General features: G+C 73.3%; 22 protein-coding genes. 6 read left to right on the forward strand and 16 right to left on the reverse strand.

What is annotated here, in order from left to right; all coding sequences use genetic code 11:
• From cysD to ACFC1X_RS00280, 10 genes are all read right to left on the reverse strand, one after another.
• A complete protein-coding gene (cysD, locus tag ACFC1X_RS00235; RefSeq protein WP_376347345.1) occupies positions 1-939 on the reverse strand; it encodes a sulfate adenylyltransferase subunit CysD in 939 nt (312 codons plus the stop codon).
• Positions 936-1,472: an adenylyl-sulfate kinase gene (gene cysC / locus ACFC1X_RS00240; protein WP_376347347.1), complete on the reverse strand. Its 537-nt coding sequence runs from the start codon at positions 1,470-1,472 to the stop codon at positions 936-938. Before cysC ends, cysD begins: the two co-directional genes overlap by 4 nt.
• 43 nt (positions 1,473-1,515) lie before the next feature.
• The gene (locus ACFC1X_RS00245) at positions 1,516-2,226 is read right to left on the reverse strand and encodes a phosphoadenylyl-sulfate reductase (RefSeq protein WP_376347349.1); all 711 of its coding nucleotides are present in this window, start codon (positions 2,224-2,226) and stop codon (positions 1,516-1,518) included.
• Positions 2,223-2,402: a hypothetical protein gene (locus ACFC1X_RS00250; protein ID WP_376347351.1), complete on the reverse strand. Its 180-nt coding sequence runs from the start codon at positions 2,400-2,402 to the stop codon at positions 2,223-2,225. Before ACFC1X_RS00250 ends, ACFC1X_RS00245 begins: the two co-directional genes overlap by 4 nt.
• The gene (gene sirA, locus ACFC1X_RS00255; RefSeq protein WP_376347352.1) at positions 2,399-4,096 is read right to left on the reverse strand and encodes a sulfite reductase SirA; all 1,698 of its coding nucleotides are present in this window, start codon (positions 4,094-4,096) and stop codon (positions 2,399-2,401) included. The genes ACFC1X_RS00250 and sirA overlap by 4 nt, the downstream gene beginning before the upstream one ends.
• Positions 4,097-4,224: 128 nt before the next feature.
• A complete protein-coding gene (locus ACFC1X_RS00260) occupies positions 4,225-4,308 on the reverse strand; it encodes a putative leader peptide (protein ID WP_310887545.1) in 84 nt (27 codons plus the stop codon).
• Between the two features lie 173 nt (positions 4,309-4,481).
• On the reverse strand, positions 4,482-5,054 hold the full coding sequence (locus ACFC1X_RS00265) for a GNAT family N-acetyltransferase (RefSeq protein ID WP_376347354.1): 573 nt from the start codon (positions 5,052-5,054) through the stop codon (positions 4,482-4,484).
• Between the two features lie 90 nt (positions 5,055-5,144).
• Complete coding sequence (locus ACFC1X_RS00270; RefSeq protein WP_376347356.1) at positions 5,145-6,452, reverse strand: hypothetical protein; 1,308 nt, start codon at positions 6,450-6,452, stop codon at positions 5,145-5,147.
• 183 nt (positions 6,453-6,635) lie between these two features.
• The gene (locus ACFC1X_RS00275; protein ID WP_376347357.1) at positions 6,636-7,925 is read right to left on the reverse strand and encodes a GAF domain-containing protein; all 1,290 of its coding nucleotides are present in this window, start codon (positions 7,923-7,925) and stop codon (positions 6,636-6,638) included.
• Between the two features lie 242 nt (positions 7,926-8,167).
• Positions 8,168-9,811: an acyl-CoA dehydrogenase family protein gene (locus ACFC1X_RS00280; RefSeq protein ID WP_376347358.1), complete on the reverse strand. Its 1,644-nt coding sequence runs from the start codon at positions 9,809-9,811 to the stop codon at positions 8,168-8,170.
• 99 nt (positions 9,812-9,910) lie between these two features.
• On the opposite strand from ACFC1X_RS00280, the gene ACFC1X_RS00285 reads away from it, so the two are divergent.
• The gene (locus ACFC1X_RS00285; RefSeq protein WP_376347360.1) at positions 9,911-11,044 is read left to right on the forward strand and encodes a YihY/virulence factor BrkB family protein; all 1,134 of its coding nucleotides are present in this window, start codon (positions 9,911-9,913) and stop codon (positions 11,042-11,044) included.
• 31 nt (positions 11,045-11,075) lie between these two features.
• Here the strand turns inward: ACFC1X_RS00285 and ACFC1X_RS00290 are convergent, their stop codons facing one another.
• The gene (locus ACFC1X_RS00290) at positions 11,076-13,442 is read right to left on the reverse strand and encodes a SpoIIE family protein phosphatase (protein ID WP_376347362.1); all 2,367 of its coding nucleotides are present in this window, start codon (positions 13,440-13,442) and stop codon (positions 11,076-11,078) included.
• Between the two features lie 134 nt (positions 13,443-13,576).
• Positions 13,577-14,437: an NmrA family transcriptional regulator gene (locus tag ACFC1X_RS00295; protein ID WP_376347364.1), complete on the reverse strand. Its 861-nt coding sequence runs from the start codon at positions 14,435-14,437 to the stop codon at positions 13,577-13,579.
• 82 nt (positions 14,438-14,519) lie between these two features.
• Between ACFC1X_RS00295 and ACFC1X_RS00300 the strand changes: the two genes are divergently transcribed.
• Positions 14,520-15,452 (forward strand): AraC family transcriptional regulator, encoded by a 933-nt coding sequence (locus ACFC1X_RS00300; protein WP_376347366.1) that lies wholly within the window; start codon positions 14,520-14,522, stop codon positions 15,450-15,452.
• 10 nt (positions 15,453-15,462) lie between these two features.
• Positions 15,463-16,152 carry a helix-turn-helix domain-containing protein gene (locus tag ACFC1X_RS00305; protein WP_376347368.1) on the forward strand — a complete coding sequence of 230 codons (690 nt, stop codon included), beginning with the start codon at positions 15,463-15,465 and terminating at the stop codon, positions 16,150-16,152.
• Here ACFC1X_RS00305 and ACFC1X_RS00310 read toward each other — a convergent pair.
• The gene (locus ACFC1X_RS00310; protein ID WP_376347370.1) at positions 16,132-16,536 is read right to left on the reverse strand and encodes a VOC family protein; all 405 of its coding nucleotides are present in this window, start codon (positions 16,534-16,536) and stop codon (positions 16,132-16,134) included. The two genes, ACFC1X_RS00305 and ACFC1X_RS00310, sit on opposite strands and share 21 nt — an antisense overlap.
• Positions 16,537-16,655: 119 nt before the next feature.
• On the opposite strand from ACFC1X_RS00310, the gene ACFC1X_RS00315 reads away from it, so the two are divergent.
• A complete protein-coding gene (locus tag ACFC1X_RS00315) occupies positions 16,656-16,985 on the forward strand; it encodes a hypothetical protein (protein WP_376347372.1) in 330 nt (109 codons plus the stop codon).
• 12 nt (positions 16,986-16,997) lie between these two features.
• Here the strand turns inward: ACFC1X_RS00315 and ACFC1X_RS00320 are convergent, their stop codons facing one another.
• Together ACFC1X_RS00320 and ACFC1X_RS00325 are read right to left on the reverse strand one after the other, a co-directional pair.
• Positions 16,998-17,408, reverse strand: a complete 411-nt coding sequence (locus tag ACFC1X_RS00320; RefSeq protein ID WP_376347374.1) for a hypothetical protein — start codon at positions 17,406-17,408, stop codon at positions 16,998-17,000.
• Positions 17,405-17,857, reverse strand: a complete 453-nt coding sequence (locus tag ACFC1X_RS00325; RefSeq protein WP_376347376.1) for an SHOCT domain-containing protein — start codon at positions 17,855-17,857, stop codon at positions 17,405-17,407. Before ACFC1X_RS00325 ends, ACFC1X_RS00320 begins: the two co-directional genes overlap by 4 nt.
• Before the next feature lie 87 nt (positions 17,858-17,944).
• On the opposite strand from ACFC1X_RS00325, the gene ACFC1X_RS00330 reads away from it, so the two are divergent.
• Together ACFC1X_RS00330 and ACFC1X_RS00335 are read left to right on the forward strand one after the other, a co-directional pair.
• Positions 17,945-18,517, forward strand: a complete 573-nt coding sequence (locus ACFC1X_RS00330; RefSeq protein ID WP_376347378.1) for a potassium channel family protein — start codon at positions 17,945-17,947, stop codon at positions 18,515-18,517.
• Positions 18,518-18,550: 33 nt separating this feature from the next.
• Positions 18,551-18,748, forward strand: a complete 198-nt coding sequence (locus ACFC1X_RS00335; RefSeq protein WP_376347380.1) for a hypothetical protein — start codon at positions 18,551-18,553, stop codon at positions 18,746-18,748.
• 9 nt (positions 18,749-18,757) lie between these two features.
• On the opposite strand, the gene ACFC1X_RS00340 is transcribed toward ACFC1X_RS00335, so the two are convergent.
• A complete protein-coding gene (locus ACFC1X_RS00340; protein WP_376347382.1) occupies positions 18,758-21,355 on the reverse strand; it encodes a LuxR C-terminal-related transcriptional regulator in 2,598 nt (865 codons plus the stop codon).
• Positions 21,356-21,583 lie beyond the last annotated feature (228 nt).

The following is a 21,583-nucleotide window of genomic DNA, read 5'->3' on the forward strand; positions in this document are numbered from 1 at the left end:
CTAGAAGTACCCCTCGCGCTTGCGGTCTTCCATCGCGGCCTCGGACATCTTGTCGTCGGCGCGGGTGGCGCCGCGTTCGGTGAGCCGGGTGACGGCGATCTCGGCGATGACCTTCTCGATGCTGTCGGCGTCGGAGTCGACGGCGCCGGTGCAGGACATGTCGCCGACGGTGCGGTAGCGCACCAGCCGCTTCTCCACGCTCTCGCCGGACTTGGGCCCGCCCCACTCACCCGCGGTCAGCCACATCCCGGAGCGGGCGAAGACCTCGCGCTCGTGGGCGTAGTAGATGGCGGGCAGTTCGATGTTCTCGCGGGCGATGTACTGCCACACGTCCAGCTCGGTCCAGTTGGACAGCGGGAAGACGCGGACGTGTTCGCCGGGGGCGTGGCGGCCGTTGTAGAGGTTCCACAGTTCGGGGCGCTGACGGCGCGGGTCCCACTGGGAGAACTCGTCCCGCAGCGAGAACACCCGCTCCTTGGCGCGGGCCTTTTCCTCGTCGCGGCGGCCGCCGCCGAAGACGGCGTCGAACTTCTCGGCCTGGATCTTCTCGGTCAGCGGCAGGGTCTGCAGCGGGTTGCGGGTGCCGTCCGGACGCTCGCGCAGCACACCGCGGTCGATGTAGTCCTGGACGGAGGCGACGTGCAGCCGCAGCCCGTGCTGCTCGACGGTGCGGTCGCGGTAGTCGAGGACCTCGGGGAAGTTGTGCCCGGTGTCCACGTGCAGCAGCGAGAACGGCACCGCCGCGGGCGCGAACGCCTTGAGCGCGAGGTGCAGCATGAGGATGGAGTCCTTGCCGCCGGAGAACAGGATCACCGGCCGCTCGAACTCACCCGCCACCTCACGGAAGATGTGCACCGCCTCGGACTCGAGAGCATCGAGGTGGGAGAGGGCGTAAGGGCTGTCGGTGCCCTCCGCCACGGCCGCCACGGACGTCGTCATGCCAGTCCCCTTTCGGTGAGCAGGGCGTGGACCGCCGCGGCGGACTCCTGAACGGTCTGGTGCTGCGACTCGATGCGCAGATCGGGCTTGAGGGGCTGCTCGTACGGGTCGTCGACGCCGGTCAGCCCGGTCAGTTCACCCGCGGCCTGCTTGGCGTACAGGCCCTTGACGTCACGCACCGAGCACACCTCGACCGGGGTGGCCACGTGCACCTCCACGTAGGCCGTGCCGTTCGCCTCGTGGCGCTCGCGGACCGCGTCCCGGCTGTCCGCGTACGGGGCGATCACCGGAACCAGCGCCGTGACGCCGTTGCGGGCGAGGAGTTCGGCGACGAAGCCGATGCGCTGCACGTTGGTGTGCCGGTCCGCGCGGTCGAAGCCGAGGCCCGCGGAGAGGAACTCGCGGATCTCGTCGCCGTCGAGCAGCTCGACGCGCCTGCCCTCCTCGCGCAGGCGGCCGGCCAGCTCGTGGGCGATGGTGGTCTTCCCGGCGCTGGGCAGGCCCGTGAGCCAGACGGTGGCTCCGGTCGTCACGTGGTTCTCCCTGAAACTCGATGGTCCGGTGGTCGTCGTCATGTCAGCCGTGCAGTCCGCACTCGGTCTTGGTGAGGCCCGCCCAGCGTCCGGAGCGGGCGTCCTCGCCCTCCAGCACACGGCGGGTGCACGGCGCGCAGCCCACGGAGGCATAGCCGTCCATGAGCAGCGGGTTGGTGAGGACGCCGTGCTCGTCGACGTACGTTTGCACATCTTCCTGTGACCACTTGGCGATGGGAGAGATCTTCACCTTCCGCCGCTTCTCGTCCCACCCGACCACGGGGGTGTTCGCCCGGGTCTCGGACTCGTCGCGGCGCAGTCCGGTCGCCCAGGCCTGGTAGCCGGCCAGCCCCTCCTCCAACGGCCTGACCTTGCGCAGCGCGCAGCACAGGTCGGGGTCGCGGTCGTGCAGCCTGGGTCCGTACTCGGCGTCCTGCTCGGCGACGGTCTGGCGTGGGGTGAGCGTAATGACGTTCACGTCCATCACGGCCTCCACCGCGTCCCGGGTGCCGATAGTCTCCGGGAAGTGGTAGCCGGTGTCGAGGAATACGACGTCCACTCCTGGCAGGGCGCGGGAGGCGAGGTGGGCGACGACCGCGTCCTCCATCGAGGAGGTCACGCAGAAGCGGCTGCCGAAGGTGTCGGCCGCCCACTGGAGGATCTCCAGGGCGGAGGCGTCCTCCAGTTCGCGGCCCGCCCGCTCGGCCAGGGCCTTGAGTTCGTCGGTCGTACGCTCTTCCCGAACCGCGGTCATATCGGTTCCCCTCCCGTGGAGTTGGGCTGAAGTCCCCGGGTCAGCAGGCCGAGGAACTTCAACTGGAATGCGCGGTTGCACGCCGCGCATTCCCAGGCGCCGTGGCCCTGCTCGTGCGGACGCAGGTCCTCGTCACCGCAGTAGGGGCAGTAGAAGGGCGCGGCACGCTCGGTCATGACAGGGCCTCCTCGGAGGCGCGGGCCGCCCAGGTGGCGAAGCGCTCGCCGTCCTCGCGCTCGGCCTCGAAGCGCTTGAGGACGCGCTCCACGTAGTCCGGCAGCTCCTCCGCCGTGACCTTCAGGCCGCGCACCTTGCGGCCGAAGCCGGGCTCCAGGCCGAGGGCGCCGCCCAGGTGCACCTGGTAGCCCTCGACCTGCTCGCCCCGGTCGTTCAGGACCAGCTGGCCCTTGAGGCCGATGTCCGCGGTCTGGATGCGGGCGCAGGCGTTGGGGCAGCCGTTGAGGTTGATGGTGAGGGGCTCGTCGAAGTCGGGGAGGCGGCGCTCCAGCTCGTCGATGAGGGAGGCGCCGCGCGCCTTGGTCTCGACGATGGCAAGCTTGCAGAACTCGATGCCGGTGCAGGCCATGGTGCCGCGCCGGAAGCTGGAGGGCCGGGCGGTGAGGTCGAGCGCCTCCAGGGACTCCACCAGGGAGTCGACCCGCCCCTCCTCGACGTCGAGGATGATCATCTTCTGCTCGACGGTCGTACGGACCCGGCCCGAGCCGTGCGCCTCCGCCAGGTCCGCGACCTTGGTCAGGATGGTGCCGTCGACGCGGCCGACGCGCGGGGCGAAACCGACGTAGAAACGGCCGTCGCGCTGCCGGTGCACGCCGATGTGGTCGCGCCAGCGGCTGGTGGGATCGGCGGGCGCCGGGCCGTCGGTCAGCTTCCGCTCGAGGTACTCGTCCTCCAGGACCTGGCGGAACTTCTCCGCGCCCCAGTCGGCGACCAGGAACTTCAGGCGGGCGCGGTTGCGCAGCCGCCGGTAGCCGTAGTCGCGGAAGATCGAGATGACGCCCTCGTAGACGTCGGGGACGTCGTCGATCGGCACCCAGGCACCCAGGCGCACACCCAGCTTGGGGTTGGTGGACAGACCGCCGCCGACCCACAGGTCGAAGCCCGGCCCGTGCTCGGGGTGGTCCACACCGACGAACGCCACGTCGTTGATCTCGTGCACGACGTCGAGGACCGGCGACCCGGAGATCGCGGTCTTGAACTTGCGGGGGAGGTTCGAGTACGCGGGGTTGTTCAGGACGCGGCGCTTCATCTCCTCCAGCGCCGGCGTGCCGTCGATGATCTCGTCCTCGGCGATGCCCGCCACCGGGGAGCCGATCATCACGCGGGGCGTGTCGCCGCAGGCGGTCACCGTGGACAGGCCGACGCCCTCCAGGCGGTTCCAGATCTCGGGCACGTCCTCGATCCGGATCCAGTGGTACTGGACGTTCTGCCGGTCGGTGATGTCGGCCGTGCCGCGCGCGAACTCCTGCGAGATCTCGCCGACGACCCGCAGCTGCGCGGTGGTCAGCGCGCCGCCGTCGATGCGGACCCGGAGCATGAAGTAGCTGTCGTCCAGCTCCTCCGGCTCCAGGACGGCCGTCTTTCCGCCATCGATGCCCTGCTTGCGCTGGGTGTACAGCCCCCACCAGCGCATACGTCCGCGCAGGTCGCCGGGGTCGATCGAGTCGAAACCCCGCTTGGAGTAGATCGTCTCAATCCGTGTCCGTACGTTGAGACCGTCGTCGTCCTTCTTGGTCTGCTCGTTGGCGTTGAGCGGGGTGAAGTGACCCGCCGCCCACTGGCCCTCACCGCGGTGACGGCTCACCTTGCGGCGGGGGGTCGCGGCGGAAGGCTCGGGTGGCGTGGCGGCCATGGTGTGACACGTCCTTCAAGGCAGACGGAAAGCGGCTCTGGCCTGCGCGCACGGGCGCATGGCAGACATGCGCGTCCTTGCGCGGGCGGAGGCTGATGCGGGGAATCCGGTAGTGCTGGAGGGGGCTCTCAGCGGGCCGGACAGATGGCGCTGGACATGCGGCCGAGGTCGACGTGCCGCCGACTCACCAAGGCAATTCCAGTTCCAGGCATGACGGAAGACTGGCACGGCGATCTGGACACAGTCCAGCTTCGTCCAAGATGCGGACACCCTTGTCCCGTAGAGCGAGACAAGGGTGTTGTGGATCACAGCGGGCGCCCGCCGGGCGGGAGGCCGGCCGGTCGGGCGGGGAGCAGGCGGGGACCGGGCGCGGATCGGGCGGGGATCAGGCGGGGAACGCCCCAGGCCAGGGCCCCGGCGTGGCCACGTCGGCCTCCTCCTCGACCTTGGTGTCGAAGAGGCGGAAGCCGCGGCGCTGGTAGTTGTCCATGGCGTGCTCGCCGTCCTTGCTGCACGTGTGCAGCCACACCCGTTTGGTCGTGGCCAGCCCCGGCCAGCGCTCCGCGAGGTCCCACGCCCGGGCGGTGCCGTACGAGAGGAGGTGGCCGCCGATGCGCCGGCCGCGGAACGCGGGGAGCAGTCCGAAGTACTCGATCTCCACCACGCCGTCGTCGCCGGCCGTCAGCTCCACGTACCCGGCGGGCGTGCCCCGGTCGTACGCGACCCAGGTCTCCACGCCGGGCCGGTCCAGGTGCTCCCGCCAGCGGGCGTGGCTCCAGCCGAGCCGGTCCGTCCAGCGGATGTCGCCGCCGACCGAGGCGTAGAGGAAGCGGCTGAACTCGGGGGAGGGCACCGCGGAGCGGACGATCCGCACGTCCCCCTCCGGGGCGGCGGCCGGCAGCAGGTCGGTGGGCGCCGTCTGCTCCAGGGACCAGGTGGTCACGGCGATGTTGGTCATGCCGGTCAGGGAATCATCCGGTTCGCGGATCTGTCGATCCCGGGCGGGCGGCCTCCCTTCCCGGGCGGGCGGCCCCCCTCGCCGCGCAGATCAGTCGAGCGCGTCCTCGATCGACCTCAGCGGCAGGGCGAACAGCATGCTGCCGGACTGGGACCAGACCTCGCCGGTCCGCGCCCAGTAGGAGAGGGAGCCCGCCTGTCCGCTCCAGCAGCGCTGCGAGCCGTCGGAGCCGCACTCGGTGGCCCGGGCGCCCTCGGTGTCCTGGCGCCACAGGGTGCCGCGTCCGTCGTGGCCGCCGGCCGCGCGGTCCAGGTACCAGTCGGCGCGGTCGGCGCCCGCCGGGCGGTGCGACAGCACGCCGCCGACCTCGGCCGCCCCGGTCTCGTACGCCTCCACCGCGGCCACGCGTCCGGCGGAGTCGGTGGCCGGGAGGCCGGTGCGGTCCGGGTCGGTGCTCAGCGGGTAGCGCCACAGCCGGGTGGGGCGGTCGCCGTCCGCGGCCACCCGCTCGCTCGCCACCAGGCTGTCGGGGCTGGTGCCGCGGTCCAGGGAGATCGCGCCGGGCCGTGCGGCGTCGTCGGTGTCGGGGAGGCGGTAGGAGGCGACGGCGGGCAGAACGTAGCGGTGTCCGTTGGCGGCCCAGCCGCCCGGCACCCGTCCGACGGCGGAGGCCGCGGTGGTGGCGCGCTGGACGCGGTCCACCTCGTACACGTACAGCGCGTCGCGGTCCCCGGCGGCGGTGGTGACCAGCAGCTTGTCCTGGTACCAGACCATGCCGGTGACGGGGGAGGCGAGCCCCCGGTAGTCGTGGCCGCCGTCGACCGGGACGGCGAGGAGTGCCGAGGTGTAGCCGAGGTGGTCGGGGTCGTCGGCGTCGACGAACGAGACCCGGGCGAGGCCCCCCTGGGGGGTGCCGTCGTCGCGGGACCAGGCGGAGACGATGACGCGGTGGGCGCCCCAGGTCCCGTCCTCGTCGGCGTCCCCGGAGGTGGTGACCGCGCCGGGCAGCCAGCCCTCGGTGTCGGCCTCGTCCCAGCAGTAGGCGCGGGTGGCTGCGGGGGAGACCGGCAGCGACTCCTTCTCTCCCGCGGTGCAGTCGGCGGCGTCGCGTAGGGTGCGGTCGGCGGAGTCGAGTACGGCGTCGACGCCCACCGGTTCGCCCATGGCGTCGGAGAGCCGGTCGAGCCAGGGCCCGGGGACGCGGTGCTCCGTGAGCCGCAGGGCGTCGGTCTCGGCGGCGGAGGTGAGGGGCTTGAGGGTGCCGGGGTCGTCGGCGACCGTGGCCTGCGAGGCGCTGATCAGCGTGGCGGCGCCGGTCAGGGCGAGGGCCGCCCCGGTCAGGGCCGCGCGCAGCGCCCGTCCCCGCCTGCGCCGGCGGTGTCTGCCGCGATGCTTCATGGAACCTCCACGGACACCGGACCAACTGCGCTCGACGGTGGACGCGTTGACCGAGGAGCGGATGGGACGGTCCGTAGAGGATGCTACGGCAGTCGGCGGGGTCCGCGGACGCGGACGTTGCAATTATGCGAAATCAACCCGTCTTTACGGCCAACCGGGGCGTTTGCCGGGATACCGCGTGCGTCAAGGCACGCCCAGCGTCGCCCGGCCCTCCCGGACCGCCGGAGCCGTGGAGTGGGGGAGCAGGTCGCGGGGGTCGGGTGGGAGGAGTAGCTCCACCTCCGCGGCTTCGCAGAAACGATACGGCCGGTGTTCCAGGTACGGGCCCAGATACCTGCGGACCCGGGACATCTCGGCCCGTACCGTCACCGTGCGGGCCGGGTCGCCGAACACGTCCTCGGCCAGGCCCGCGGCGCTGCGACCGCCCCGGTGCACGGCCAGCAGGTACAGCAACTCGGCGTGCCGGGGACTCAGTTCCCGGGTCCATTCCCCCGCTCCGCCCAGCACCCGCACCGACCAGCGGCGCGGCTCTCCGAGGTCCAGCACGATCCGGGTGGCACCCCGCGGCACCGGCCCCTCGGCGGCCCGCACCAGCCAGCCCCCGGCCAGCGGCTCCACGGTGCACGCCCCGACCGCCGGCAGCCACCTCGTCCCCGCCTCCGGCGACTTGGGCAGCGCCACCCGGTCCACGTACGGCATCCCCGTCACCGCCGCCGTCCAGCCGTTCCGGTCCGTCACCAGCGCCCGCCCCTCCAGCCGGGCCAGCACCGGCGCGGCCACCGCCCGCAGCCGCTCCAGCGACCGCGCGTGCAGTTCGCGCAGCCGGGCCTCGGCGAGCTTGGCCACCGAGTCGACCCAGGCGAGCGTCGCCGGGTGCATCGTCTCCAGCGGCCCGCTCACGTCGACCACGCCGAGCAGCCGGCCGCTGCGCGGGTCGGTGATCGGCGCCCCGGCACAGGTCCAGGTCGCCTGGGACCGGACGAAGTGCTCGGAGGCGAAGACCTGTACGGGCCGCCGGGTCACCGCGGGCGTCCCCACGCCGTTGGTGCCGACGACCTCCTCCCGCCAGTCCGCGCCGAGTTCGAACCCGAGCCCGTCCGCCCTGCGCAGCACCGGCGCGCTGCCCTCCCGCCACAGCACCCGGCCGTCCTCGTCGGCGACCACCATGATGTGGTGGGCGACGTCCGCGACCGAGAGCAGCGCCTCCCGCAGCACCGGCAGCACGTGCCGCAGCCCCGAGGACTCGCGCCGCCGCCGCACCTCCTCCGGCGACAGCAGCCCGGAGCGGACGTCGTGGTCGGGATCGACGCCGCTGCGCAGCACCCGCTCCCAGGACTGCTCGATCACCGGCCGCGGCGCCACCGGGGCCTGTCCGCCGGAGAGTCTGGCGGAGCGGACCTCACTGAGCATCCGGGCCGCACGCGCCGCGTCGACCGCGGCGAACTGCGTCACGTCCATCGGCGAGAGCGCCACAGGTCCTCGTCCTCCCGGAAGCCGGATGTTCGTCTCATAATGACCGCTTGCCCGTACTAGTGAGGGCACAGTCCGCACACAACCGACAGCAAGTTGCAACCCCCTGCAACCCTGGTGGACGGCCGGGCGGATGGCCAGACTTGAACCACGCCGCCCCGAGCGGCGTACGCGGCCTGAACAGGCCCGTGTGGCGGAGGTGGTGCCGTGTCGGCGCAGCACCACCTCCGCACCACCTGGCCGGATCAGGCCCCCGGCCGGGCCCGCTCCACCACCGACGCCAGGTCCAGGGTCGGCGGCAGCGTGCCGAAGGCCGCGCCCCCGTCGCCGCCCAGCCGCGCGGCACAGAACGCGTCGGCCACCTCCGGCGGCGCGTACCGGACCAGCAGCGAGCCCTGGAGCACCAGCGCCAGCCGCTCCACCAGCCGCCGCGCCCGCCCCTCGGCGTCCGCCAGGTCCGCCAGTTCCGTCAACAGGCCCCGGATCGCCGCGTCCAGCCGGTGATCGGCGCCGCGCGCCAGGCCCACCTCCGTCAGGTACGCGTCCATCGCCAGCGGCTCCCGCCCCAGCGCCCGCAGCACGTCCAGCGCCTGTACGTTGCCGGCGCCCTCCCAGACCGAGTTGAGCGGCGACTCGCGCACCAGCCGGGGCATGCCGGACTCCTCGACGTAGCCGTTGCCGCCCAGGCACTCGGCGGCCTCCACCACCACCGGAGCGCACCGCTTCGTCACCCAGTACTTCGCCGCCGGCACCGCCAGCCGCAGCAGCGCCCGCTCCCGCTCGTCGCCGTCGCCCGCGGCGTCCTGGGCCGCCGCCAGCCGCAGCGCGAGGGTGGTCGCCGCCTCCGACTCGATCGCCAGGTCGGCGAGGACGTTGCGCATCAGCGGCTGGTCGGCCAGCTTCGCGCCGAACGCCTCCCGGTACCCGCAGTGGTGCACCGCCTGCGCCACGGCCTGCCGCATCAGACCCGCCGAGCCCAGCACGCAGTCGACCCGGGTCGCCGCCACCATGTCGATGATGGCGGGCACCCCGCGCCCCTCCTCGCCCACCCGGCGGGCCCAGGTGCCGTCGAACTCGACCTCGGCGGAGGCGTTGGACCGGTTGCCCAGCTTGTCCTTGAGCCGCTGGATCAGGAACACGTTGCGGGTGCCGTCGGCCAGCACGCGCGGGACGAGGAAGCAGGTCAGCCCGCCCGGGGCCCGCGCCAGCACCAGGAAGCCGTCCGACATCGGGGCCGAGCAGAACCACTTGTGCCCGGTCAGCTCGTACGTGCCGTCCTCGGCCAGCGGCCGCGCCGACGTGGTGTTCGCCCGTACGTCGCTGCCGCCCTGCTTCTCCGTCATGCCCATGCCGAACAGGGCGCCGGCCTTCAGCCGGGCCGGCCGCAGCTCGCGGTCGTACACCTGCGAGGTCAGCCGCGGCTCCCACTCGGCGGCCAGGTCCGGGTCGGCACGCAGGGCCGGCACGGCGGCGTGCGTCATGGACAGCGGGCAGCAGTTGCCCGCCTCCACCTGGGTCCACATGAGGAACCCGGCCGCGCGCCGTACGTGCCCGCCCGGCCGGGTCCAGGCCGCGGTCAGACCGGCCGCGACGCCCTTGCCGAGGAGCCGGTGCCAGGCCGGGTGGAAGTCGACCTCGTCGACGCGGTGGCCGTACCGGTCGTGGGTGCGCAGGACCGGCGGGTTCGTGTTGGCCTGCTCGCCCCACTCCTGCGTCTGGAGCGACCCGCAGCTGCGGCCCAGGCCCGACAGCTCGGCCAGCGCCTCCTCGCGCAGCTCCGGTGCCAGGTGCCGTTCGACGGCGGCCGTCAGGGCCCGGTCGCCGGTGAAGACGTCGTGGCCGACCAGCGGCGGCGCCTGATTCGTCACGGTGTGGGTGCTGCCTGCCATGAACGTGAACCTATCGTGCCGGGGACCTGCGCGGAGTCGGCACCGGTCGGTGGGCGTCCGCGGATGAGTGCGACCCCCGGCGGCGGATACCTTTAGGTCGTGCAGCCAGCAAGTGAATCCCCCGAACGGCCCTCCGGCCGGCTTCATCGTGCCCGGGTCCTGTACCGGAACGTCTCCAAACGCAGGACCGCCTGGCTGCTGCTCAAGGACACGGTCAACTCGTGCATGGAGTACCGCATCCTCGGCCTCGCCGCCGAGGCCGCGTTCTTCACGCTGCTGTCGGTGCCGCCCCTGCTGCTGAGCCTGCTGGGACTGCTCGGCTACGTCGACTCCTGGATCGGCGCCGACACCACCGAGAGCCTGCGCAACAACATCCTGGACGCCTCCCGCGCCGTGCTCTCCGAGAAGGGCGTCCAGCAGATCACCGAGCCGATCCTGGACGACGTGATGAAGGGCGGCCGGCCCGACGTCATCTCCATCGGCTTCCTGTTCGCCCTGTGGTCGGGCTCCCGCGCGGTGAACGTCTTCATCGACACCATCACCGTGATGTACGGCCTCGACGGCGTCCGGGGGATCGTCAAGACCCGCCTGATGGCCTTCCTGCTCTTCCTGGTGGCGCTGCTGATCGGGTCCATCGCGCTGCCGCTGATGGTGGCCGGACCGGACGCGGTGGTGCGGATCGTGCCCTGGTCGACGACGGTCGTGCAGGTCCTGTACTGGCCGGTCGTGATCCTCCTGTCAGTGGCCTTCCTGACCACGCTGTACCACGTCTCCGTGCCGGTGCGCTCGCCGTGGATCGAGGACGTGCCCGGCGCGCTGGTCGCCCTCGGCATGTGGGTGCTGGGCAGCTTCCTGCTGCGCATCTACCTCACCAGCACCGTCGAGGGCCCCACGATCTACGGCTCGCTGGCCGCGCCGGTCGCCGTGCTGCTGTGGATCGGTGTGTCCGCGTTCGCGGTGCTCGTCGGGGCCGCGGTCAACGCGGCCATCGACCGGGTCTGGCCGGCCGCCGCCACCGCCGCGGCCCGCGAGGCAAACGAGCGGCTGCGCCAGGCCCAGGTCGCCGACTACGTGGCCCGCGCCTCCGCCAGCGGCGAGTCGGACCCCGACATGCCCTCGGAGTTCCCGGAACGCTGGTCCCGCTTCCTCCCCCCGGAGGACGTCACGGCCCGCCTGCGCACCCACGCGAAGCACACACCCCCCGCGAACCACGACAAGCCGGAGGCCTCGTGACCGGCGTCGTCCGCGCGGGCACCGGGCAACGCTAAAAGGCCTGCTCGGTCCAGATGGTCTTGCCGGAGTGGGAGTAGCGGGTGCCCCACCTCTGGACGAGCTGCGCCACGATGAACAGGCCGCGCCCACCCTCGTCGTCCTCGCCACTGTGGCGTAGATGCGGGGACGTGTGGCCCGCGTCGGCGACCTCGCACAAGAGGGTGCGGTCCCGGATGAGCCGTACCTGGATCGGTCCTTCGGCGTATCTGACCGCGTTGGTCACCAGTTCGCTGACGACCAGCTCGGTCGTGAAGGACAGTTCCTCAAGGCCCCAGTGGTGCAGTTGTCGGGTGGCAAGGTCCCGGACGCGGCCCGCGGCGACCGGTTCGGCGGGCAGTTCCCATTCGACGACCTGCGAAGTGTCGAGTTCGCGGGTACGGACGAGCAGCAGGGCGGTGTCGTCTGCCGTCGAGGCGCTCGGCACGAGCTCCGCCACGGCACGGTCGCACAGTTCTTCGAGGGGGGCGTGCCGGTCGCTGAGTACCTGCCCCAGGGTGTCGAGGCCGTGATCGATGTCATGGTCGCGGGCCTCGACCAGACCGTCGGTGAAGAGGGCCAGCAGGCTGCCCACCGGAAGTTCGATCTCCAGGGACTCGAACGGCAGGCCGCCGAGACCCAGGGGCGGGCCGGCCGGCAGATCCGGAAAGGTCACCCGGCCCTCCGGGTCGACGACCGCCGGTGGCAGGTGCCCGGCCCTCGCCATGACACAGCGTCGCGAAACCGGGTCGTAGACCGCGTACAGGCAGGTCGCTCCCGTGGTCACATCCGCATGGGTGCTGTCCGGCACACCCATCCCGCCCCACTGCTCCTCCGCCGACTGCGCCACCAGATCGTCGAGTCGCGACAGCAGCTCGACGGGGTCCATGTCCATCTGGGCGAACGCGCGTACGGTCGTACGCAGCCGCCCCATGGTGGCGGCTGCCTGCAGGCCGTGACCGACCACGTCCCCGACCACGAGTCCGACCCGGGTCCCGGAGAGCGGAATGACGTCGAACCAGTCACCACCGACTCCTGTCACGTCATCCGTGGGAAGGTAGCGGTAGGCCAGGTCGACGGCTGACGCCTCGGGCAGCTGCTGCGGCAGCAACTGACGTTGCAGCGCCAGGGCGGCGGTGCGCTCACGGGTGAACCGGCGGGCGTTGTCGATGGACACAGCCGTGCGGGCGACCAACTCGTCGGCCAGTGCGACTTCTCCGCCGTCGAAGGTGGCCGACTCCGCGTCGCGAATGAAGGTGACGAGTCCCAGCAGGCCGTTCCCGGCCCGAAGCGGTACGACCAGGGTCGTGTTGTCGAGCACGAGGCCGCCCGAGGAGAGGCTGCGGTCCTGCGGCGAACCGGCGGCGTACTCCACGGGTGAGCGGGCGGTGTCGGGCTGCCCGGTGTCCGCCCCCTCGGCCGAGCGGGCGGACACCCGCACCAGAGGCATGGCCGCGGTGCCGCTGGTGGCCGGTACCTCGCCCTCCAGGACCACCCGCGCGAGGTCGACCGTGACCGTGGAGGCGAAGGCCGGTACCGACACCTCGGTGATCTTCTCAGCGGTGACCACCACGTCGAGGGCGGTTCCGATCCCCCGACCCGCCTCGACGAGCAGCGCCAGTCGCCGCTGCGCCCTGTACCGATCGGAGATGTCGAACGCGTCCTCGCACACTCCGACGACCTGGCCGTCGGCGTCCTGGAGCCGGTAGTAGGCACAGGACCAGAGGTGCTCCGTGGCCGGATCGCTCGGCGGGCGGCCCTGGAAGTGCAGGTCGAGAAAGGGCTCGCCGGTGTCCAGTACGTGACGCATGACCGCGTCGAGCGTGGGCGGATGCCCCTTGGTCACGAATCTTCCGTCGGAGTACAGCTCATCGGCCCGGAGGCCGCGGAACTCGGCGAACGGTCGTCCGATCTCCCGCTCGAAGGCCGTGTTGCACCAGGTCAGGCGCAGATCGGCGTCGTAGATGGCCAGGCCGACGGGGGACTGGGTGGCCAGTCCGTGCAACAGTGCCAGTCGGGAGTCCCAGAGCCGGAGATCCTTCAGCTCCGTCGCGACGAGGACACGCACCGCCGTTCCGGCGCCCGGCAGCGGGCACCCGTCGACGGCGACGATCACCTCGGTTCCGTCCCGGTGCCGGGCGGCGCGTACGTCGTTCCCCCGGTAGTGGGGGAGGAGAGGGGGGAGGGAGGGCGTCGGGCCGGGCGGCAGGAACGTGGTCAGGGGGCGGCCGACGATCTCCTGCGACGGGTAGCCGAAGAGCCGCTCCGCGCCGAGGCTCCATCCGATGACCGTGTTCTGCGCGTCGGCGACCACCGTGGCCGCCCTGGTGACGTCGAGAGGGCCACGAAAGTCAGCACTCTGGTCCGTATTCCATGCGCTCATGGCGCCACACCAGCCCCGTTCGTCCCCTACAGAATCCGCTGTCTCCCGGGCAGGCACAACCGCAGCACCCATGCCCAGGCCGCATACGCCCGTGTCCGACCTACGCAGACGCGTCATCCGTCAAGGCGGCAGACCTAGGCCCCGCCGGACCGCTCCGGGTCCCACGTCCCCGTCGCCGCGCCCTCGCGGACGAAGTCCCCGAAGTCCCTCGGCGCCCGGCCCAGCACCTCCTCGACGCCGTCCGACAGATGGGCGTTGCGGCCGTCGAGCAGCGAGCCGAACAGCTCCACGAGGAACGCGGCCTCCTCCTCGGGCACGCCGAAGGCGGTCAGGTTCTCGCCGTACTCCCGCGCCGAGACCGCCCGGTACGTCAGCGCGCGGCCCGTCTCCTTCCCGATCTCCGCGACCGCCTCCCCGAAGGTCAGCAGCCGGGGCCCCGAGACCTCCAGTATCCGCCCGGCGTACCGGTCACTGGAGGTCAGCGCCGCCACCACAACCTCCGCGACGTCCCGCAGGTCCACGAACGGCTCCGGGACCCCGCCGGCCGGGAAGACCAGCTCCCCGCGCTCGCGCACCTCCGCGACCAGCGGGCCCTCGCTGAAGTTCTGCGCGAACCACGCGGACCGCACGACCGTCCAGTGCGCCCCCGCCTCCGCCAGCGCCTCCTCGGCGGGCCGCGCCCACTCCTCGCCCCGCGCCGACAGCAGCACCAGCCGCCGTACGCCGAGCCCGGCCGCCTCCCGCGCGAACGCGCCGACCGTGTCGGCGGCGTCGGGGGCGCCGACATCGGCGGGATGGACCAGGTAGGCCGCGTCGGCGCCGCGCAGGACGTCCGCCCAGGTCGACCGGTCCCACCAGTCGAAGCCGGTCGCCCGGGACGCCGCCCGCACGGCGTGCCCGCCCGCCCGCGCCGCCTCGGCCACCCGCCGTCCGGTACGCCCGGAGGCCCCCGTCACGACGATCGTCGTCTTCTCTCGCCTGCTCGTCTGTGTCATGACCTCAGTCAACTGCCGGGTGTCGCCCGCTCCCATCGTCGAACGGCTCGGCCGCATGTGCGTGCGTCTACGCTGTCCCGTCATGGACGCACTCGCCGGTCTGCTGGAAGGCCCCCGGGCTCGTGGGGCGTTCATGATCCGTGCCTGCTTCGATCCGCCGTGGGCCGTGCGGGTCGAGGACCGGGCGCCGTTGACGGTCATGCTCGTGGTCCGCGGGGACGCCTGGGTCGTGCCGGACGCGGGGGAGCGGGTGCGGCTGCGGGCCGGTGATCTCGCCGTCGCGCGCGGGCCCGAGCCGTACACCTGCGCCGACGACCCGGCCACCGCCCCGCAGGCGGTGATCCTGCCGGGCGGGGCGTGCAGTTACCCGGACGGGCGGCCCCTCAACGGCTCGATGGACCTCGGCGTACGCGCCTGGGGCGACCGGCCCGACGGCGCGGCGGTGCTGCTGATCGGCAGCTACCTGGTGCGGGGCGAGATCGGCGGGCGGCTCCTCGACGCCCTGCCCCCGCTGCTGTCCCTCACCTCCGACGCGTGGGACAACCCGCTCACCCCCCTGCTCATGGCGGAGGTCGCGCGCGACGAACCCGGCCAGGAGGTGGTCCTGGACCGCCTCCTCGACCTGCTGGTCATCGCCGCGCTGCGGGCCTGGTTCGCCGGGCCGTCCGGCGAGGCGCCCGCCTGGTACCGGGCCCTGGGCGACCCCGTCGTCGGCCCCGCGCTGCGGCTGCTCCAGGACGACCCCGCGCACCCGTGGACGGTGGCGTCCCTCGCCGCGAAGTCCGGGGTGTCCCGTGCCGCCCTGGCCCGGCGCTTCACCGACCTGGTGGGCGAACCCCCGATGGCGTACCTCACCGGCTGGCGCCTCGCCCTCGCCGCCGACCGGCTGCGCGACAGCGAGGACACCCTCGGCGCGATCGCCCGCCAGGTCGGCTACGGCAGCGCCTTCGCCCTGTCCACCGCCTTCAAGCGGGTGTACGGCGTCAGCCCGCAGGAGTACCGGACACCGGCGTAACCTGGCACGCGTGTACGCGGAACGGGCCTCCCGCCTGACCGGCGCCGTGGTGTGGACCAACACCCCGACCGAGCCGGAACCGGGACGGGTCCTGCCCGACGGCTGCATGGACCTGCTCTGGCACGACGGCCGCCTCCTGGTCGCCGGACCCGACACCCGCGCCCACGTCACCGAGGGCACCCCGGCCCCCTGGGCGGGCGTCCGCTTCCCGCCCGGCACCGCCCCCGCGCTCCTCGGCGTCCCCGCCGGCGAGCTGCGCGACCGCCGCGTCGACCTCACCGACCTCTGGCCGGCCGCCCGCGCCCGGCAGCTGACCGCGCGGGTGAACGCGGCCGCCGACCCGGCGAGCGGACTGGAGGAGGCCGCGCTGTCCCGGGCCGCCGAGGCGGCGCCCCCCGACCCGCTGCTGCGCCGGATCGTGGCCGCCCTCGACGCGGGCCGCCCGGTCGCCGCCACCGCCGACGAACTCGGCATCGACGCGCGCCTGTTGCACCGGCGCTCCCTGGCCGCCTTCGGCTACGGCCCCAAGACCCTGGCCCGGGTCCTGCGCCTGCAACGCGCCCTCGCCCTGGCCCGCGCCGGCACGCCCCTCGCCGAGACGGCCGCCCGGACCGGCTTCGCGGACCAGGCCCATCTGACGCGGGACGTGCGGGAACTGGCCGGCGTCACCCCTGGCGAACTACTCGGCGGCCGCGGCTAGCGGCGCGAACAGGTCCACACCGTGGCCGTCGGGGTCGCCCAGTACCGCGTACCGCTGGCCCCAGTCGGCGTCCCACGGCTTCTGCTCGCCGTGGCAGCCGGCGGCGGTCAGTTCGGCGTAGAGCGCGTCGACCTCGGCGGGGGTGTCGCACAGCAGGGCGAGCGAATGGCGCCCGCCCCCGGCCGGCGGCTGCCACCCGGGCATGAAGGACTGGACGGACTCCTCGGTGTCGAGCAGCAGCCGGATGCCGCCCGGCAGTTCGGCCTCCGCGTGCGGCTGCCCCTCGCAGCCGTCGGGGAACGCGAAGCCGAGCCGGCGGTAGAAGGCCACGGAGGCGGACATGTCGGAGACGACGAGGCTGATGGCGTTGAATCGTGCGGTCATGGCGCCACCGTAGGCAGGGTGCGCCGCCCGGGTCTTGAAGGAAACGGACACGGGCGCGTTGGCTCAGGAACTCCTCAAGCGATTTGATCCGGACGGGCCGTGGCATCGACGATGACCGCATGTTCGGACTTAGCAAGCCACCGGAACTCAACGTCCTCGTCCTGCGCGACGCCGACGTCATCGCCCACGGGATCCGCCAGGCGCTCGCCACGGCGACGCCCGAGGAACGGCCCGGCCTGGAGGCGGCCGCCGCCGTCGCCGAGCGGGCCGCCGCGGCCTCCGACGCGGAGCTGCGCGCCCGCTGGGTCCACGAACGCCTCGCCGCGGCCGGCCACGAGGGCCCCGTCGACTCCGTGCGGGCCGTCAAGACGCTGCGCGAGGCGGCACCCGGCCTCACCCTGCTCGCGGCCGTCCAGCTGACCAAGGACGCGGCGGCGCACCGCCCTTGAGGGGCGGCCGGCTCACTCGTCCTGCCGGACCACGCACAGCGCCCAGATGATGAACGCCGACATCGCGATCACCACGATCGACCAGACCGGGTAGTAGGGCAGGGAGAGGAAGTTCGCGATGAGGACGAGCGCCGCGACGCCGACCCCGACCACCCGCGCCCACAGCGAGGCGCGGAAGAGACCCAGCGCGACGAGCACCGCCACGACGCCCAGCGCGAGATGGATCCAGCCCCAGCCGGTGAGGTCGAACCGGAAGACGTACTCGGGCGTCGTGACGAACACGTCGTCCTCGGCGATCGCCATGATGCCCCGGAAGATCCCGAGCAGACCCGAGATCATCAGCATCACGCCCGCGAAGGCCGTCAGCCCGCCGGCCAGCGCCCCCCGGGACGTGTGCGCGCGTGCGCCGTGGGTCGCGGTCATCGTGCCTCCTCCGGTCCGGCCGGCCCGGAGCCGCTGAGCACCAGCTCCTTCGCCCTGCGGAACTCGTCCTCCGTGATGTCGCCGCGGGCACGGATCTCGGAGAGCCTGGCCAGCTCGTCCACGCTGCCGCTCCGCCCGTGCCCGCTCCCCGCCGTCTTGCGGATGTAGTCGTCGATCTCCTCCTGCCGGGCCCGTACATGGGTGTGCTCACGGCGGCCCATGCCCCTGCCCCGGGCGATCACGTAGACGAGGACGCCGACGAAGGGCAGGACGATGACGAACACCATCCATCCCGCCTTGGTCCAGCCACCGAGGTCGTCGTCGCGGAAGATGTCGGTCACGATGCGGAAGAGCAGGATGAACCACATGATCCACAGGAAGAACCAGAGCAGCGACCAGAAGACGCTGAGCAGCGGATAGTCGTACGCCAGAAACACCTGTCCGTCCATGTCCCACAGTGTCGCGACGGCGCGGGCGCACGGGATCACCCGCTCCGGGTGATCCGGCACGGCCGTGCCCGGCGGTGTGATGACGCTGTGGACGGACCGGTGGACGACCGGGCGGGTCCCGACCCGCCCACCGGGTCGGTGCCCCGTCGGCGGCGGGCGACGGCCGTGGCCCTCGCGCGGGCCGCGGCCGTGACGACCGGTCTGTTCGCCGCCTACTACCTGCTGCCGCTGGACGAGCGCCCCTCGGCCGCCACCTGGGCGGCGTTCGTGTGCGGCCTGGTCGCGGTCGTCCTGGTCTTCCTGTGGGAGATCCGGGCCATCCTGCGCTCCCCGCACCCCCGGCTGCGGGCCGCCGAGGCGCTCGCCGCCACGGCCGTGCTGTTCCTGGTGCTGTTCGCCGCGTTCTACTACCTGCTGGAGCGGGCCAGTCCGGGAACCTTCAGCGAGGCGCTGACCAAGACGGACTCGCTGTACTTCACGCTGACCACGTTCGCCACCGTCGGGTACGGCGACATCGTCGCCCGCTCCCAGACGGGCCGGCTGGTGGTGATGATCCAGATGGCCGGCGGCCTGCTCCTGGTGGGTGTGGCCGCCCGGGTGCTGGTGGGCGCCGTACAGACCGGTCTGCGGCGGCAGGGCAGGGAGACGCCGCCCGACTGACGCGGGCGCGCATCGCAGGAGGGAGGCGGTGTGATGCGCTACGAGATTCGTGTCGACGGCCATCTGTCGACAGCGCTGGCCAGGGCCTTCCCCGAGCTGGAGCACGTGGAGATGGACGGCCAGACGGTGCTGTACGGAGCCGTCGTGGACGAGGCGCAGCTGTACGGGCTGCTCGACCGCTGCCAGTCGCTCGGCCTGCGGGTCCTGGAGCTGCGCCAGCGCCCGGTGTGAGCCGCCGCCTCACAGCAGGTGCAGCTCCCGCGCGCGGCGCACGGCGTCGGAGCGCCGGTTGACGGACAGCTTGCGGTAGGCGTTCTTGAGGTGGGTCTTGACCGTGTTCACCGAGATGAACAGGTCGGCGCCGATCTCCTCGTACGACATCAGCCGCGCGACCCCGCTCAGCACCTCCCGCTCCCTCGGGCTGAGGTCCGGCACGACCGGTGCGGCGAGCGGCGGTGCGGGCGCCGGGGCCAGCAGCGGACGCACCCACGGGCCGGTGTCGAGCAGCGGGCGCCGCAGCCGCTCGCGCCGCGCCTCCCGCACGGCGTGGCCGACGAGCCGGCGGGCGGCGACGGCGTCCCCGGCGGCAGCGGCCGCCCGTGCCCTGAGCAGCGCGGCCCGCACCCGCACGGCCGGACCGGGATCGCCCCGCACGGGGAGCGCGTCGAGCCGCCTCAGCGCCGCCTCGGGAAAGCCCGCGGCGAACTGGACGCCTGCCGCTTCCACGGCGCACATCGCCAGGCCCGGCGGCACGCGTCGCAGCAGCGCGCAGGCCGCCCCACGGTCTCCTTCGGCCTGGTGCGCGGCGGCGGTCAGCACGGTGCGGTGCGCCTCCAGCCAGGGTGAGGCGGTCACCTCGGGCACCGGCCGCCGCAGGGCGTCGAACGCGGCGCGGGGCCGGCCGCGGGCCAGCAGCAGCCGGGCCGTGGTGGCGGCCCGGACCCCCGCGCACACCGGGTCCCGCACCGCCGGCTCCCCGCCGTCCGGCACGTCGAGCAACGCCTCGGCGCGTGCGAGTTCGTCGCGTTCCACGGCGACCGCCGCGAGCACCACGAGGGCGATGCCCGATCCGGACCGCGCCGGCAGACTGAACCGCCGCCGGACCGCCTTGGCCGCCAGGGCCCTGCTCTCGGCGGCCGAGGGGCGCCCGTTCAGGTAGTCGATCAGGGCGAGGTGGCCGAGCGCGTCCTCGCGGGCCGGTGCCGTCGCCGCCCGCTCGTCGCCGCCTGCCACGGCCGCCAGTTCGGCCCGTGCCTCGTCCAGCCGGCCGGCCCACAGCAAGGCGCAGCCCACATGGGCCCGCAGGAGGGCGACGACCTCGGGGTGCTCGTCCAGCAGCCCCTCCGGTACCTCGCCGAGCAGCTTCCCCGCGGTCCCGGCCGCCGTCGCCGCCCGCTCCGGCGAACCGGTCAGCCGCGCCGCCAGCGCCTGGAGCAGCGCCCCGCACATCCGGGTGGCCGCCGGGGCGTCCGCCGTCAGGGCCGGTTCGGCGTGCCGCAGATGGGTCAGACCGCCGTCGAGGTCGGACCGGGCCAGGCCGCGTGCCGCGCGGACCAGCTCCGCGGCCGGGGTGGTGGCCGTGGCGGGCATCCGCGCGAACAGGGCGGAGAGGTCGGCGGACCGCAGCCCGGTGAACAACTGACCGACGGCGAGGTCCCCGAGCAGCGCCCCGGCCGTGAACTCCCAGTCGTCGGCGGCGGCTCCGTGCCGCAGCGCCTCGGTGAGCCGCCCGTGCCGCCGCAGCCACACCGCCGCCCGCCGGTGCAGCTCCGCCTCCAGGCCGGGCAGCCGCTCACGCAGGTGGGCGCGGAGGATCTCCGCGAACAGCGGGTGCAGCCGGTACGAGACGTCTCCCAGGTACTCGACGAACGCGTTCTGCCGCCGCAGCCCTTCCAGTGCGGACTCGGCGTCCCGGCGCCCGGTCAGCGCGTCCGCCAGCTCGGGCCGGAAGTCGTCGAGCACGCTCACCCGCAGCAGCAGGCCCCGGGTGCCGGGGCCCTGCCGGTCGAGCACCTCCGCCAGCAGGAAGTCGGCGACGGCGGAGTGGCCCGCCTCGAACTCCTTCAGGTACCGCTCCGGATCGGGACTGTCCCGGGCCGCCAGCGCGCACAGCCGCAGCCCCGCGGCCCAGCCGCGCGTGTGCTCCACGAGCCCGAGCGTGGCGTGCCGGGCGAGCCGAAGGCCGTGCTGTTCGAGGAGCGCGGCGGCCTCGTCGGGGGTGAAGGCCAGGTCCGCGTTCCTGATCTCGGTCAGTCCACCGGACGCCCGGTAGCGGTGCAGGGGGAGCCGGGGCTCGTTGCGGGTGACGAGGAAGAGGCGCAGCCCCGGGCCCGCGTGGCGCAGGACGAACTCCAGCTGTGCGGCGATCTCCGGGTCGGTCACCCGGTCGTACTCGTCCAGCACCACGACCACCGGCCGGTCCCGCTCGCACAGCGCGCCGGCCAGGCGCGAGGGGAACATCGGGTCGACCCGGTCCCCGCAGGCGGGGGCCCCGACCTCCGGGGGCACCGGTTCACCGGCGCCGCGCAGTGCCTGCAGCAGGTAGGCCCAGAACGTTCCGCCGCCCTGGTGCCCGGCGTCGTTGGTGAGCCAGGCGACGGGCCGGCCGGCCCGGGCCGCCCAGTCGGCGACCAGCAGGGTCTTCCCGGCCCCCGCGGCGCCGCTCACCAGCGTCAACGGCGTGTCCAGGCCGTCGTCGAGGCGCCGGGACAACCGCCCGCGTCGCAGGAACGTCGGGGGGAGGGCGGGCACCGCCGTGCGGGTGCGCAGGAACGGGCCCGCCCGGGGCTCGTGCCCCGGCGCCGCCGGCTCTCGACCACTCTGCCTCTCCCCGGCCATGGCCCAGCACCACCTTCGTCGCCCCGTCAGAAGCGCGCCTGATCTCTCAGCATCGCAGCGTTCGCACGGCCCGGCGCGGCGACGGAAGCGCCGCCCGGCCCGGCCAGGGCCTGCCTGGGCAGGTCTGGTGCGCCCAGCGGCAAGCCGGAGGCGGGAGCCGACGCGATAGCGCCCCGCGAGCGCAGTCGAGCGCGGGGGAGTCGGCGCGTGACGACAACGCCGCAGGCG

The sequence above is a fragment of the Streptomyces sp. NPDC056128 genome, assembly GCF_042263835.1.
Taxonomy (GTDB): Bacteria; Actinomycetota; Actinomycetes; order Streptomycetales; family Streptomycetaceae; genus Streptomyces.